General features: G+C 60.4%; 13 protein-coding genes. All 13 read right to left on the reverse strand.

Going from position 1 to position 14,318, the window contains the following annotated elements:
• Positions 1-16 precede the first annotated feature (16 nt).
• Positions 17-1,675, reverse strand: coding sequence for a Na/Pi cotransporter family protein (locus tag PSH80_RS00490; RefSeq protein WP_057957918.1), 1,659 nt, complete (start codon positions 1,673-1,675; stop codon positions 17-19).
• Positions 1,676-1,886: 211 nt separating this feature from the next.
• Positions 1,887-2,654 carry a TerC family protein gene (locus tag PSH80_RS00495; protein WP_057442131.1) on the reverse strand — a complete coding sequence of 256 codons (768 nt, stop codon included), beginning with the start codon at positions 2,652-2,654 and terminating at the stop codon, positions 1,887-1,889.
• A 65-nt stretch (positions 2,655-2,719) separates the two neighbouring features.
• Complete coding sequence (locus PSH80_RS00500; protein ID WP_057442133.1) at positions 2,720-4,027, reverse strand: CitMHS family transporter; 1,308 nt, start codon at positions 4,025-4,027, stop codon at positions 2,720-2,722.
• Between the two features lie 336 nt (positions 4,028-4,363).
• Positions 4,364-6,325 carry a DUF4105 domain-containing protein gene (locus PSH80_RS00505; protein ID WP_120731162.1) on the reverse strand — a complete coding sequence of 654 codons (1,962 nt, stop codon included), beginning with the start codon at positions 6,323-6,325 and terminating at the stop codon, positions 4,364-4,366.
• Complete coding sequence (locus PSH80_RS00510) at positions 6,322-6,642, reverse strand: DUF2388 domain-containing protein (protein WP_057442137.1); 321 nt, start codon at positions 6,640-6,642, stop codon at positions 6,322-6,324. The genes PSH80_RS00505 and PSH80_RS00510 overlap by 4 nt, the downstream gene beginning before the upstream one ends.
• A 26-nt stretch (positions 6,643-6,668) precedes the next feature.
• A complete protein-coding gene (locus tag PSH80_RS00515; protein ID WP_057442140.1) occupies positions 6,669-6,977 on the reverse strand; it encodes a DUF2388 domain-containing protein in 309 nt (102 codons plus the stop codon).
• 113 nt (positions 6,978-7,090) lie between these two features.
• Positions 7,091-7,411 carry a DUF2388 domain-containing protein gene (locus PSH80_RS00520; RefSeq protein ID WP_057442142.1) on the reverse strand — a complete coding sequence of 107 codons (321 nt, stop codon included), beginning with the start codon at positions 7,409-7,411 and terminating at the stop codon, positions 7,091-7,093.
• A 304-nt stretch (positions 7,412-7,715) separates the two neighbouring features.
• Complete coding sequence (locus tag PSH80_RS00525; protein WP_007911656.1) at positions 7,716-7,931, reverse strand: DUF1127 domain-containing protein; 216 nt, start codon at positions 7,929-7,931, stop codon at positions 7,716-7,718.
• Positions 7,932-8,248: 317 nt separating this feature from the next.
• Positions 8,249-9,742 carry an acetyl-CoA hydrolase/transferase family protein gene (locus PSH80_RS00530; RefSeq protein WP_057957921.1) on the reverse strand — a complete coding sequence of 498 codons (1,494 nt, stop codon included), beginning with the start codon at positions 9,740-9,742 and terminating at the stop codon, positions 8,249-8,251.
• Positions 9,743-9,922: 180 nt separating this feature from the next.
• Positions 9,923-11,359 (reverse strand): NAD(P)(+) transhydrogenase (Re/Si-specific) subunit beta, encoded by a 1,437-nt coding sequence (locus PSH80_RS00535; RefSeq protein WP_057957922.1) that lies wholly within the window; start codon positions 11,357-11,359, stop codon positions 9,923-9,925.
• Positions 11,359-11,679 carry an NAD(P) transhydrogenase subunit alpha gene (locus PSH80_RS00540; protein WP_003233786.1) on the reverse strand — a complete coding sequence of 107 codons (321 nt, stop codon included), beginning with the start codon at positions 11,677-11,679 and terminating at the stop codon, positions 11,359-11,361. The genes PSH80_RS00535 and PSH80_RS00540 overlap by 1 nt, the downstream gene beginning before the upstream one ends.
• A gap of 15 nt (positions 11,680-11,694) precedes the next feature.
• Positions 11,695-12,816 carry a Re/Si-specific NAD(P)(+) transhydrogenase subunit alpha gene (locus PSH80_RS00545; RefSeq protein ID WP_120731164.1) on the reverse strand — a complete coding sequence of 374 codons (1,122 nt, stop codon included), beginning with the start codon at positions 12,814-12,816 and terminating at the stop codon, positions 11,695-11,697.
• A 450-nt stretch (positions 12,817-13,266) separates the two neighbouring features.
• The gene (locus PSH80_RS00550; RefSeq protein WP_057442148.1) at positions 13,267-14,166 is read right to left on the reverse strand and encodes a LysR family transcriptional regulator; all 900 of its coding nucleotides are present in this window, start codon (positions 14,164-14,166) and stop codon (positions 13,267-13,269) included.
• Positions 14,167-14,318: the final 152 nt, after the last annotated feature.

Here is a 14,318-nt window from a genome sequence, read left to right on the forward strand (position 1 = left end):
CGGGCGTGCGGTTCGTTCAGGGCGAATGGGTGATGTCGGCAATATTGTCCGCTGCCAGCGCGCCGGTCTCGGAGGTTTCCAACACTACATAAGCACTGCTGCAAAACAACGAGTTCAGGCGTTTCATGTCGGCAATCAGCTCCAGGTGCAGGGAGCTGGTCTCGATACTTTGCACGATCTTGCGTTGCAGGCGGCTGACGTGGGCGTGGGCCAGGCGCCGTTCCTGGGCGCGAAAGCGGCGCTTCTCGCGCAGTAATTGGCGGGCGCTTTCCGGGTCGGCGCTGAGGAATACCGACAGGCCCAGGCGCAGGTTGGAGATCAACTGGCTGTGCAGGTCGGCCAGTTCCTCCAGCCCGACTTCGGAAAACGAGCGACGCTGGGAGGTTTTCTGCTGCTGGACCTTGCGCAGCATGCGCTCGATCAAGTCGCCGGCCAGCTTCAGGTTGATCGACAGCTCGATGATTTCGGCCCAGCGCCGGCTGTCGTGCTCGCTGAGGTCCTCCCGAGGCATTTGCGCCAGGTACAGCTTGATCGCGCTGTAGAGCGCCTCGACATCATCGCTGAGGCTGCGCATTTCCTGGGTGATCGCGGTTTGTTTGCCGCGCAGCACTTCCAGCATGGCGGTCAGCATGTTGTCGATCAGGTCGCCTAGGCGCAGGGTTTCCCGCGCGGCATTGGCCAGGGCCAGGCTCGGCGTGGACAACGCCGTGGGGTCGAGATGGCGGGGTTTGGCCAGGCCATTGGCCTCTGGGCGCTCCGGCAGCAGCCAGGCACACAGGCGTGCCATGGGGCCGATAGTCGGCAGCAGGATCAGGCAGCGGGTGACGTTGTAGAGCAGGTGAAAGGTGATGACCATGCCCTGGGCGCTGTAGTCCAGGGTGTCCATCCACTGCACCAGCGGGTCAAGCACGGGAATGATCAGCAACAGGCCGATCAGCTTGTACAGCAGGCTGCCCAGGGCCACTTGGCGGCCGGCGGCGTTTTGCATGCTGGTGCTGAGGAAGGCCAGCACGCCGCTGCCGATATTGGCGCCGATCACCAGGCCGATGGCCACATGCAGGCCAATCACCCCGGCGCCGGCCAGGGTCGCGGTCAGCAGCACGGCGGCCAGGCTGGAGTAGGAAATCATCGCAAACAGCGCGCCCACCAGGGCATCGAGCAGAATGTCGCCGGTCAGCGAGGCGAACAGCACTTTGACGCCTTGGGCCTGGGTAATCGGCCCGGCGGCTTCAACGATCAGTTGCAGGGCGAGAATGATCAGGCCCAGGCCGATCCCCACCCGCCCCATCTGCCCGGCGCGTGTCTGCTTGCGCGACAGGAAGAAGATCACCCCGAGAAAGATCAGCAGCGGCGACAGCCACGACAGATCCAGGGTCAGCACCCGCGCCATCAATGCGGTACCGACGTCGGCACCGAGCATGGTCGCCAGGGCGGGGGTCAGGCCCATCAGGCCCTGGCCGACAAACGAGGTCACCAGCATCGCCGTGGCGTTGCTGCTTTGCACCATGGCGGTCACCAGGATCCCGGCAATGAACGCCAGCCAGCGCCTGGCCATGTTCTGCCCGATGACTTGGCGCAGGTTGGAACCGTAGACCCGCAGGATGCCAGTACGGACGATATGCGTGCCCCAGATCAGCAGGGTTACCGCAGAAAGAAGATTGAGCAGGGTCAGCATGCTCGGCCCCCTGTATTGAGTCGTGCTCGAAGTGGAGCAAAAAGTGCCGCGTGCCGTTTTGGGTTGTGTACTTAAGCTGTAGTTGGCGAACGGCCTGTGCGCCAGCATCGCATAGCTAAAGTCGGCTTTGAAACAAAACTGTCATGAAATCAGCTTTTTGCAGGCGAAAAAAAGGGGCCCGCATGGGGCCCCTCATTCGGTCATCGCAGGTTTACTGGCCCGGAATGTCCTTGCGCAGTTTCACTGGATCCTGCTGCTTTTTCTTCTTCGCGATGGCGCTACGCATCTTGATGTTGACCGCTTCTACCGCCAGGGAGAACGCCATGGCGAAGTACACGTAGCCTTTTGGCACGTGGACGTCGAAGGATTCAGCGATCAGCACGGTACCCACGATCAACAGGAACGACAGCGCGAGCATTTTCAGCGACGGGTGCTTGTCGATGAACTCACTGATGGTGCCAGCTGCCAGCATCATCACCAGTACCGCTACGATGATCGCCGCGACCATGACCGGAACGTGGGAAACCATACCCACGGCGGTAATCACCGAATCCAGGGAGAACACGATGTCGATGATCGCGATCTGGATGATGGTGTAGATGAACTTGCCACCCTTGCCTTTCGGCTCTTCGTGGGTTTCGTCTTCACCTTCCAGGGCGTGGTACATCTCCTGGGAGCTTTTCCACAGGAGGAACAGGCCGCCGAAGAACAGGATCAGGTCGCGACCGGAAATACCCTGGCCTGCAATGGTGAACAAGTCGGCGGTCAATTGCATGACCCAGGTGATCGACAGCAGCAACAGGATCCGCGTGACCATGGCCAGGGCCAGGCCGAAGATCCGGGTGCGCGCCTGCATATGCTTGGGCATACGGCTGACCAGGATCGAAATCATGATGATGTTATCGATGCCCAGGACGATCTCGAGAGCCGTCAAGGTGAAGAAGGCAATCCAGATCTCCGGATTGGTCAGCCATTCCATATGTGTTCCTTTGCGCGAGTGTTAGACCGCGCCGGCAGTAGGACCGGCGCAGTGGGTTGTTACGATTATAGAGTGCTGAACAGCGGGAATGTGCCCAACAACAATGCAGCGAACATTATGCACAGGCATACCAATACTGCCCACTTCAGGGTGAAGCGTTGGTGATCGCCAAATTCGATACCGGCCAGGGCGACCAACAGGTAAGTCGAGGGCACCAGCGGGCTGAGCAAGTGTACCGGCTGGCCAACGATTGAGGCACGGCCCATTTCTGCGGCGGTGATTCCGTAGTGGCTGGCGGCTTCGGCCAATACCGGCAGTACGCCGTAGTAGAACGCATCGTTGGACATGAAGAAGGTGAACGGCATGCTCACCAGCGCGGTGATCACCGCCAGGTACGGGCCCAGAGCCTCAGGGATGACCGCCAGCAGGCTCTTGGACATGGCGTCGACCATGCCAGTGCCCGACAGGATGCCGGTGAAGATACCCGCGGCGAAGATCAGGCCGACCACTGCCAGCACGCTGCCCGAGTGGGCGGCAACGCGGTCTTTCTGCTGCTGCAGGCACGGGTAGTTGACGATCATCGCGATACTGAAGGCCACCATGAACAGCACAGGCAGCGGCAACAGGCCGGCGATCAGGGTGCACATCAGGGCCAGGGTCAGGGCGCCGTTGAACCAGATCAGTTTCGGGCGACGGGCATCGGGGAACTGCGAGACGCTGATTTCGCTATGGTCGACTTCATCGCCTTGCAAGTGCAGCACACCCAGACGAGCACGCTCGCGCAGGCCGTACATATAGGCGATTACCAGAATGGCGACCACGCCGGCGGCCATGGCCGGGATCATCGGTACGAAAATATCCGAGGGGTCCACGTGCAGCGCACTGGCGGCGCGGGCGGTCGGGCCGCCCCAGGGCGTCATGTTCATCACGCCACCGGCGAGGATGATCAGGCCGGCCATGATCCGCGGGCTCATGCCAATGCGCTTGTACAGCGGCAGCATGGCGGCCACGCAGATCATGTAAGTGGTGGCACCGTCGCCATCCAGGGACACCACCAGTGCCAGTACGGCAGTACCGACGGCGACTTTAAGCGGGTCGCCCTTGACCAGCTTGAGGATCTTGCGCACGGCCGGGTCAAACAGGCCAGAGTCGATCATCAAGGCAAAGTAGAGGATGGCAAACATCAGCATCACGCCGGTGGGCGCGAGCTTGGTGATGCCTTCGAGCATCATCGGGCCGATCTTTGGCGCAAAGCCACCGAACAGCGCGAACAGGATCGGCACGATGATCAGGGCGATCAGCGCCGACAGGCGCTTGGTCATGATCAGGAACATGAACGTGATGACCATGGCAAAGCCAAGGAAAGTCAGCATAGGAATACTCCAGGCGTAGCGCGGCTAGGGAATGGCGAACCGGGTTGGGGTCAGCGCAGAACGAAAAGCGCGAGGCGTACGGGGGGAGTCGGGAAAAACAGGCGGGTAGGAGCGGACATCAGAATCACCATTGTTGTTGTTAATTGGGCCCCTGGGCGTAGAAAAGCTCAGGTTGGCCAACCGGTCTATTGCCGGTAGTGAGGGCGATCCTAATCGCGAAAGCTTTCAGCCAGCTTTCGCTGGGTAAACAGGCGATGAACAGATGCTTCGTGGGACTGGTCTGGTTTTGATGTCTGTAAGGGCGCTATCGCGGGCTTGCCCGCGATGCTGTTGACCTTAAGGCAGTTGCAGGCCACCGGCCGCCTTGTGCAAGGCCCGCAGATGTTCGCCCACCTGCTTGAGATTGGCCTCGCAGGCGGCAATCTCTGCAGCCCGCGAAGGCTCCAGCAGTGCCCTCACCTCTTTGTCCAGGTCGCCGGTCAACGATTGCAGCTGTTTCTGGCGCGATGCGCTTTCCGACTCCAGGCGTTGCCACTCCTTGGGTTGGGGCAATCCATAGCCGCCGCTGCCGAGCAGCTCCGCCGGGCGGCTGAGGAAGCCGCTGTTGGCGAGGATCTGCTGCAAGGTGGCATCGGCCTTGGCCATGCCGCCGTTCTTCAGCTCACGGGCACCGAGGTAGCGTTGCTTGACCTCGTCCTGGGCGAGCATCAGCTGTTTGCGAAAGCTGGCCTGTTCCAGCAGCAGCAAGGCGGCGCTGGTGCGCAGGTCAGCCTTGTCGAACCAGGTCCTGCGTTGCTCGGCGCTCAAGGCCAGCCAGTCTTCGACCTGGGTCTGCGGGATCGGCAGGTGTTTCTTCAGCACCTCGAACATCGCCTGGTAGCGCTCGCGGAAGGAGTCGAAGTGATAGCCCAGGCGCAAGGCTTCGCGGCGGTCATCCAGCACGCTGGTGTCGGCCAGCCCACGGGCCTTGAGTACTTCGAGCAAACCGTTGGGGGTGATGTTGTCCAGGGTGGTCAGTTGCGGGTTGGCGCTGCCGCTGCGCAGCAGTTTCAGGCCTTCGACCGCGCAGTTGTTGGAGAGGAAGTAATAATTGCCGTCGTAGCTCCAGTGCATTTCGGCGGCGTGTTCGACGGTGTCGTTGATCTCCTGGCGCGTGAGGATCAAGGGCACCGATGCCAGGCCGCGCAGTTCGGTCTTGGTGTATTCGTCGATCACCTGGGCCAGGGGCAGTACAAACAGGCGTGAGGGGTACTTGCCTACCAATCCGTCCCAACTCGATAGTTGCACGTCGCCCACGAATGCGCGGTAGGACAACACCAAGTGCTGGTCCAGGTCCAGGCGGCAATCCGGGCCACGGGGGCGGCCCGGGGCGCAGATCACCAGGCGCAGCATGCTGTGGCCCCAGCGGCTCACCAGGTTCTGGTTGGCCTCGGCCAGCAGGTAGTCGATGGCGTACACGCGCTCGGGATCGACCTGGCCCAAGGGCGTCTTGGCAAAATCGTTACCGGCATTGAGGAAGGCGAAAGTGTTGGCGCAGGTGTCCTTGGCCGGCGGGGCCCAGCCGAAGTGTGCCTGGTAGTAGCGATACAGCGCAGGACGGCGGCAGGCGTAGCTCGGGTCGAGGAGGAAGTACTCCATGTTGACCGCGACGAACTCCTTGGGGTTGGTGATTTCGTACAGGTCCGGACTACGGGCCACTTGCCGATTGTGTTGCTCGCGCTCGCCACGGCGGCCGACGTATTGCGGCCAGCCGGCCAGGTCGAGCAAGCGAGGGTCGTCGCTGAGGGTGAAACGGCGGTCATTCTGGCCACGGCATTGATCGGGCAGGCCAATCAGGCCGGTGATGTTGTTCTGGCGGCTGCAGCGCTGGATCAGCGAGCGCTGGTCCTTGGGCCACAGGCGCGCACGGTCATAGATGTGGGTCAGTTCATGCAGCACGGTGGCGAGCAGTTCCCGGCGCACGGTGCCATGGGGGCGCTGAGTCTGCTGGGTGGCGGCGGTGCCGTCCGTGAGGCTGGCCAGCAGCTTGCGGTTGAGGTCCAGTTCCGAGACCAGTGACGCCTGGCCATAGGCATTGGCGGGCATCTCGTCGGTCCAGCCGACGTCGATGCGCCGGTCCAGTTGCTCGATGAAGCGCGGCGGCAGCGCCTGCATGGCTTCATCAAGCAATGCCTGGCTGGCCTGCTGTTGGGCTGGGCTCAAGCCGTCGGTCTTGAGCCGTAGTTGCAGGCTGGCCTGGGCGGCGCTGCCTGCCAGCAGTACCGTCGCAGCCGATAGCCAGGCGGTGAAGCGCCTCACAATGCGAGGATGGCTTCGGCGAGGACCTGGTCGCTGGCGTCGCGGGCTTCTGGCACGCGGGTGCGCAGGGTGTCGAAGGCGGCTTCCAGTTGCGCGCCACGGATATCGCCATTGCTGGCGACAAAGCTGGCGGCATCGTCGTGGGCTTCGCGCACGACTTTGGAGTCACGGATGGAGGTGGTGGTGTCCGAGGTGAAATCAATGGTGCGGCCGAAGGCACGAACAATGATGTTACTGGTAGCCACGAGGGTTTGAGCCTGGGCGATATCGGCCAGCAGGAACAGGCCGAGAACAGCAGCGATCAACGGGCGACGCATGGAATGACTCCAAAGAGAAAGGATGATTATTGGACGAGAATTGCCTGGGCCAGTTCAAGGTCACTGGACTTAAGTTTTGGTTGGGTGCGACGCAGATAATCCAGGGCACTTTCCAGCCGGGCGCCTCGCCATTGGCCGTCAGTGGCAATAAACGCGGCAGCGTCATCCTGGGCGGCCAGTAGCAATTTACGGTCGAACGGCGCCGAGGTCACTTTGCTGGTGGCATAGGCACTGGCGACGAGGCCTTGCGTGGACACATCAAAGGCCTGGGCAGGCCCGGCCCCGCACACGGCAAGCACTGTGGGAACAATCAACAAACGGTATGAAAAAGCCATGGGACTCGACAACTGAAAACGAGCGCCAAGGCTAGCGTAATGCCCGGGCGAGAGCCAGCGCGGGCACCTCTATGTAGGAGCTGGCTTGCCGGCTCCTACAAAACAGCTCCGGCTCAGATGGCCAGGATCGCCTGGGCCAGTTGCACATCCGTGGCCGCATTGAGTTGTGGCGCCTGTTGGCGGATCTGCGCCAGGGCGCTTTCCAGCTTCACGCCACGGATCGCGCCTTCACTGGCGACGAAGCTGGCGGCATCGTCACGGGCAGCACGTACGACCTTGTTGTCGCGCAGGGACGATGTGGCATCGGAGCTGGCATCGGACGTGGCTTTAAGCGCGCCCACAATCGAGTCGGTGGTCACAATCAGGCTGGTGGCGCTGGCATTGGCGGCGACGGCAAGCAGGGCTGCAGCGCTCAGCAAACGAAGACGGGACATGGGGTGACTCCTGTGTATGGGACGAACTAATGACGCGATAGTAGCGGGCGCCTATCTGTTCGGGTAGTACGCAGTGAGAAGTCGTTGCCCGGAAAGGCTATTGGGGTAGTACAAAACGATCGTTATAAAATTGTACTGGTCGATTCTTAAATCAATGAAACTGTACTTGTTGCGAGGCTGAGCACTGACTTTTCAGCCTCCCAGAAACCACAAAACCCGCCTCCGGTTACCCGGGGCGGGTTCTGCTACAACAATTCGGGTTGCTGGCTGTGGACCTGTTAGGTCAGGGCCAGCGGGCGCTAAATCAGCGCCAGAACGGCTTGCTCAGCTCTTCGTAGCGTTGAGCTTCGCTGATCCCGGCATCGGCCAGCAGACGCGAGTCCAGACGAGCCAGTTGATGGCGGCTGGAGATGCGGCGCTGCCACAACATCAGGTTGGCGATAACGCGCAGAGGCAGGGAAGCCTGGGTGTTTACAGCTTTATCTTCGAAGAACAGTTCGGAACTGAGTGTACGTTCCATGATGACATCCTTCCGCTTGTGGCGGGATTAGGTAGTGGTTTAACTGATGCCAATGATCCTCCTCCGGCGCAAGACTCTCTAGATACAGTTCACCTGTATTGTGAGGGGCCAGTTAACTGTTTATAGCGGCTGTACTGTACGGAAATGGGGCAACTGTACCTGTCGGCACTTATTTGGTGCGTTTTAGGCATTTTGGAGAGGGGGTGTAGGGTTTTTCGGTAGGAAATGACCGGTACAGTAGTACAGTTTTTTAAAAGATGCCGCGCTCAGTTCCGAGCGAATGCAACTGTGTTTGCATCCGCCCGGATCTGTATTGATCAACCTTTGAGCATGTGCCCGGTTTCTTCCAGGTTGATGTGCCAGCTCAAGGCTTCGCGCAGGATGTGCGGGGTATGCCCGCCGATGGCGCAGGCGGCGTTGAAGTAGTTATTGAGGGCGTCACGGTAGTCCGGGTGCACGCAGTTATCGATGATCACCCGTGCCCGCTCCCGTGGCGCCAGGCCACGCAGGTCAGCCAGGCCGATCTCGGTCACGAGGATATCGACGTCATGCTCGGTATGGTCGACATGGCTGACCATCGGCACCACGCTGGAAATCGCCCCGCCCTTGGCAATGGATTTGGTAACAAAGATCGCCAGGTGCGCGTTGCGGGCGAAATCCCCCGAGCCGCCAATGCCGTTCATCATCCGCGTGCCGCAGATGTGGGTGGAGTTGACGTTGCCGTAGATGTCGAACTCCAGCGCCGTGTTGATGCCGATTATGCCCAGGCGCCGCACCACTTCCGGGTGGTTGGAGATTTCCTGCGGGCGCAGCACCAGCTTGTCTTTGTAGCGCTCCAGGTTGCCGAACACGTCGGCATTGCGCCGCTCTGACAAGGTGATCGAACTGCCGGAGGCAAAGCTCAGCTTGCCGGCGTCAATCAGGTCGAAGGTCGAGTCCTGGAGGACTTCGGAGTACATAGTCAGGTCTTCGAACGGCGATTCGATCAGGCCGCACATCACCGCGTTGGCGATATTGCCGATACCGGCCTGCAGTGGGCCGAGCTTGTTGGTCATGCGCCCGGCGTCCACTTCCTGCTTGAGGAAGTTGATCAGGTGATTGGCGATCCACTGGGTGTCGCTGTCGGGCGGCGTGACCGTGGAGGCGGAATCGGCCTGGTTGGTGATGACGATGGCGACGATCTTCTCTGGCGGGATCGGGATCGCGGTGCTGCCGATGCGATCATCCACCTTGACCAGCGGGATCGGGGTGCGGGTCGGGCGGTAGGTCGGGATATAGATGTCGTGCAGGCCTTCGAGGTTCGGATTGTGCGCCAGGTTGATCTCGATGATCACCTGCTTGGCAAAAATCGCGAAACTGGCCGAGTTGCCCACGGAGGTGGTGGGCACGATATGGCCTTGCTCGGTGATGGCCACGGCTTCAATCACTGCGATGTCCGGCAGCTTGAGCTGGTTGTTACGCAGTTGTTCGACGGTTTCCGACAGATGCTGGTCGATAAACATTACTTCGCCGGCATTGATCGCCTTGCGCAGCGTGCTATCGACCTGGAACGGCATGCGGCGCGACAGCACGCCGGCTTCGGTAAGTTGCTTGTCCAGGTCGTTGCCCAGGCTGGCGCCGGTCATCAGGGTGATTTTCAGGGGCGAGGTCTTGGCGCGTTCTGCCAGGGCGTGGGGCACAGCCTTGGCTTCACCGGCGCGGGTAAAGCCGCTCATGCCGACGGTCATACCGTCCTCGATCAGGGCGGCAGCATCGGCGGCGCTCATGACCTTGTTCAACAGCGAAGGCAAGCGAATACGATCACGGTACATGGATTGTTATCTCGGGCAACGGAGGCAAGGTGGGCAGTCTAGTGATTTCAAAGGCGTTCGTCCCGCTACCATGGTCGAATGCCAGGTGGCGATTTAGAGCCTTTGGTCGGGTTTTTCCCGTTAATAAAAAACCCCAGCCTACGGGAGGCCGGGGTTTTGGGTATTGCGCTGGAGCAGTGTTTATTCGACAGCCTTGACCATGTCTTCAATGACCTTCTTCGCGTCGCCGAAGACCATCATGGTCTTGTCCAGGTAGAACAGTTCGTTATCCAGGCCGGCATAACCACTGGCCATCGAGCGCTTGTTGACGATGATCGTCTTGGCCTTGAAGGCTTCGAGAATCGGCATGCCGGCGATCGGCGATTTCGGATCGTTCTTGGCGGCCGGGTTGACCACGTCGTTGGCGCCGAGCACCAGCACCACGTCGGCCTGGCCGAACTCGGAGTTGATGTCTTCCATCTCGAACACCTGGTCATACGGCACTTCGGCCTCGGCCAGCAGCACGTTCATGTGACCAGGCATGCGCCCGGCGACCGGGTGGATCGCGTATTTCACGGTGACGCCGCGATGGGTCAGCTTCTCGGTCAGTTCTTTAAGTGCATGCTGCGCCCGCGCTACCGCCAGGCCATAGCCTGGGACGATGATCACGGTGTCGGCGTTGGTCAGCAGGAAGGTGGCGTCGTCAGCCGAACCGGACTTCACCGGGCGCGCCTCTTTCGAACCGGCCGGCCCTGCCGCATCCGGCGTATTGCCGAAACCGCCGAGCAGCACGTTGAAGAACGAGCGGTTCATCGCCTTGCACATGATGTACGAGAGGATCGCGCCGCTCGAACCTACCAGGGAGCCGGCAATGATCAGCATCGAGTTGTTCAGCGAGAAGCCGATACCCGCCGCAGCCCAGCCGGAGTAGCTGTTGAGCATCGACACGACTACCGGCATATCCGCGCCGCCAATCGGGATGATGATCAGCACGCCCAGCACGAAGGCCAGGGCCAGCATCAGGGCAAAGGCGCTGAGGTTGCCGGTGAACATAAACACCAGGCCCAGACCCAGGGTGGTCAGGCCCAACACCAGGTTCAATTTATGCTGGCCGCCAAACTGTACCGGTGCGCCCTGGAATAGACGGAACTTGTACTTGCCTGACAGCTTGCCGAAGGCAATCACCGAACCGGAGAAGGTAATGGCACCGATAGCGGCACCGAGGAACAGCTCCAGGCGGTTGCCCGCAGGAATCGCATCGCCCAGTTGCTTGACGATCCCCAGGGATTGCGGCTCGACCACTGCGGCGATCGCAATAAACACCGCTGCCAGGCCGATCATGCTGTGCATGAAGGCGACCAGTTCCGGCATCTTGGTCATTTCTACGCGCTTGGCCATGATCGAGCCGGCGGTACCGCCGACCAGCAGGCCGACAATCACGTAGCCGATGCCGGCAGTGGCAAGTTCTGCACCGAGCTTATAGATGAGGCCAACGGTGGTGAGTACCGCCAGCGCCATGCCCAGCATGCCGAACAGGTTGCCGCGTCGGGACGTGGTTGGGTGCGACAGGCCTTTGAGGGCCTGGATGAAGCAGATCGACGCGATCAGGTAGAGCGTCGTGACGAGGTTCATGCTCATTACTTCTGCACCTCTTCTTTAGCCTTGGGCGCTTTCTTCTTGAACATCTCAAGCATCCTACGGGTAACTAGGAAACCGCCGAACACGTTAACGGCAGCCAGGGCCACGGCCAGGGTGCCCATGGTCTTGCCCAGTGGCGTGACGGTGAGTGCGGCGGCGAGCATGGCGCCGACGATCACAATCGCCGAGATTGCATTGGTCACGGCCATCAACGGCGTATGCAGCGCGGGGGTGACGTTCCAGACCACGTGGTAACCGACATAAATCGCCAGCACGAAGATGATCAGGTTGTAGATACCGGGGGAGATAAGCTCTTCCATCGTCTGAATCCCTGCTTAGGCGTTTTTGCGGATGACTTGGCCGTCGCGGCACATCAGGCACGCGGCGACGATGTCGTCTTCGAGGTTGATTTCAAACTGCCCTTCCTTGGTGAAGACCAGCTTCAGGAAGTCCAGCAGGTTGCGCGCATAAAGGGCTGAAGCGTCGGCAGCGACGGCACCGGCAAGGTTGGTCGGGCCGCAAATGGTCACGCCGTTCTCCACCACCACCTGGTCGGCGACGGTCAGTGGGCAGTTGCCACCTTGGGCAGCGGCCAGGTCGATCACCACGGAGCCTGGCTTCATCTGGGCGACGGTTTCGGCGCTCAGCAACGTCGGGGCCTTGCGACCCGGGATCAGGGCGGTGGTGATGACGATGTCGGCTTGCTTGGCGCGCTCATGCACGGCCAGGGCCTGACGCTGCATCCAACTGGTGGGCATGGGGCGTGCGTAGCCGCCGACACCGACGGCGCATTCGCGCTCTTCATCGGTCTCGTAGGGCACGTCGACGAACTTGGCGCCGAGGGATTCGATCTGTTCCTTCACGGCCGGACGGACGTCGGACGCTTCGATGACGGCACCCAGGCGTTTCGCCGTAGCGATGGCCTGCAGGCCGGCCACACCAGCACCGAGGATCAGCACACGGGCGGCTTTCACCGTACCGGCGGCAGTCATCAGCATCGGCATGAAGCGCGGGTAGTGATGGGCCGCGAGCAACACCGCCTTGTAGCCGGCAATGTTGGCCTGGGACGACAGCACATCCAGGCTCTGCGCACGGGAGGTGCGCGGGGCGGCCTCCAGGGCGAAGGCAGTGATGCCATGTTCGGCCAGGCGGGTGATGGTTTCGTTGCTGAACGGATTGAGCATGCCCACCAACACGGTGCCGCTTTTAATCAGCGTCAGTTCGCTGTCGCTGGGGGCGACCACCTTGAGAATCAGCTCGGCGCCAAACGCGTCGCTGGCACTGCCAATGGTTGCGCCTGCCGCTTCATAGGTACTGTCGACGACGCTGGCATTGATGCCTGCGCCGCTTTGTACAGTGACCTTATGGCCCTGGCCGATCAGCTTCTTGATGGTTTCCGGGGTTGCAGCAACCCGCGTTTCACCGGTCTGGGTTTCGAGAGGAACACCAATGTGCACGTCAAATCTCCTGCATGATCTTTTTGCTTTTGATTTTTGTAAAAAGGCCAGTGCACCGCGAGTGGCGCAACTGGGGCGGCCGATCAGCACGACCCCGCTGAAATGACAGCAGGGCGCGGCATTTTGCAGGCGAACTTTACGGCCTTCAAGGGATTATGACGGGTGACGAAAAATTAACTACAAGTCACCCTGTGACTGATTGTCGCAACGTGCCGAAATAACCTCTTTGAATACAGGTGTTTAAAGGCTTCGGGCGAAAAAAGACAATTTTTGCAATTGTCGTCATGAATAGCGGGTCATGGGGGGGTGAATAACCCCTGTAGCGCTGATAGCTATTGGCTTTCAGGTCATTTTTGCATTGATCGGTACAGTCTGTCTAAAGGCGACATATATTTATATCTGTAGTGCTATAAATTATCTGACTACAAGGTCAGTAAATATCACGGGCGTCTAGAACTGGTGGCTGTAGCGTTGTGCCTGATCAACCAGCCAGTCTCGAAAGGCGCGCAGCGACGCGGATTCGACCTTTCTCTCGGGAATCATCAAGTAATAAGCCTTGCTGCTGGTCAGCGCCTGCGGGTTGGCGATCACCAATTGCTTCTCGCCCAGTTCGCGTTGAATAAGGAACGGTGGGATCAGCGCAATGCCCATGTCATGCATGGCCGCCTGGGACAGCATGGAGAATAGTTCGTAACGCGGGCCTGTCATGTCCCGGGGGATATTCAGTTGCTGGGCGTTGAACCACTGGCGCCAGGCGTAGGGCCGTGTGGTTTGCTGTAGCAGCGGCAGTTCGGCGATTTCCTCTGCGCTGAAGTGCGAGCGGTTCTCCAGCAATCGCGGGCTACAAACGGGAACCGGGTTTTCGCCCATCAGTCGGTGGGATTCGGTCCCGGACCAGTCGGCATCGCCGAAATAGACCGCGGCATCGAATTGCGTATCGGCAAACAGGAATGGGCGGGTGCGGTTGGTCAGGTTCACCGTGACTTCGGGGTGTTGCTGCTGGAAGTCCTTGAGGCGCGGGATCAGCCACTGCGTGCCGAACGTGGGCACTACTGCCAGCTCGATGACATTGGCGCCCTGCTGGCCCATCACTGAGAGAGTGTCGCGCTCCACGGCATCTAGTTGCGTCGCGACCCGCCGGCTATAGGAAAGCCCGGCTTCCGTGAGCTTTACGCCACGTCGCGAGCGTCGAAACAGTTCGACACTCAAAAACTCCTCGAGGCTGGCGATCTGTCGGCAGATTGCGCCCTGGGTAATGGATAGCTCCTGCGCGGCCTTGGTAAAGCTCTCGTGGCGGGCTGCCGCTTCAAAACTGACCAGGGCCGTGGTGCTGGGGATCTTCCTGCGCATGTACCGTCGCCTCACTAATAAAGAGCAGTTTTGCCCTTTTCAATCATTACGAAGTGAGAAATTAGCACAAGCCTATGCAAAAACCTCGTTTGCCCTCCTCGCCTGTCCGGCCTAGGCTCCATGCACGACTTTTGATTTACTTCGCGAGGACT

Source organism: Pseudomonas sp. FP818, from assembly GCF_030687335.1.
GTDB lineage: Bacteria > Pseudomonadota > Gammaproteobacteria > Pseudomonadales > Pseudomonadaceae > Aquipseudomonas > Aquipseudomonas shahriarae.

Excerpts from the sequence above, each read along its gene's own strand:
- PSH80_RS00515 (WP_057442140.1), bottom strand. The coding sequence starts at position 6,977 with ATGGCTTTTTCATACCGTTTGTTGATTGTTCCCACAGTGCTTGCCGTG.
- PSH80_RS00495 (WP_057442131.1), bottom strand. The coding sequence starts at position 2,654 with ATGGAATGGCTGACCAATCCGGAGATCTGGATTGCCTTCTTCACCTTG.
- PSH80_RS00490 (WP_057957918.1), bottom strand. The coding sequence starts at position 1,675 with ATGCTGACCCTGCTCAATCTTCTTTCTGCGGTAACCCTGCTGATCTGG.
- PSH80_RS00530 (WP_057957921.1), bottom strand. The coding sequence starts at position 9,742 with ATGTACCGTGATCGTATTCGCTTGCCTTCGCTGTTGAACAAGGTCATG.
- PSH80_RS00550 (WP_057442148.1), bottom strand. The coding sequence starts at position 14,166 with ATGCGCAGGAAGATCCCCAGCACCACGGCCCTGGTCAGTTTTGAAGCG.
- PSH80_RS00500 (WP_057442133.1), bottom strand. The coding sequence starts at position 4,027 with ATGCTGACTTTCCTTGGCTTTGCCATGGTCATCACGTTCATGTTCCTG.
- PSH80_RS00520 (WP_057442142.1), bottom strand. The coding sequence starts at position 7,411 with ATGTCCCGTCTTCGTTTGCTGAGCGCTGCAGCCCTGCTTGCCGTCGCC.
- PSH80_RS00535 (WP_057957922.1), bottom strand. The coding sequence starts at position 11,359 with ATGAGCATGAACCTCGTCACGACGCTCTACCTGATCGCGTCGATCTGC.
- PSH80_RS00525 (WP_007911656.1), bottom strand. The coding sequence starts at position 7,931 with ATGGAACGTACACTCAGTTCCGAACTGTTCTTCGAAGATAAAGCTGTA.
- PSH80_RS00510 (WP_057442137.1), bottom strand. The coding sequence starts at position 6,642 with ATGCGTCGCCCGTTGATCGCTGCTGTTCTCGGCCTGTTCCTGCTGGCC.
- PSH80_RS00540 (WP_003233786.1), bottom strand. The coding sequence starts at position 11,679 with ATGGAAGAGCTTATCTCCCCCGGTATCTACAACCTGATCATCTTCGTG.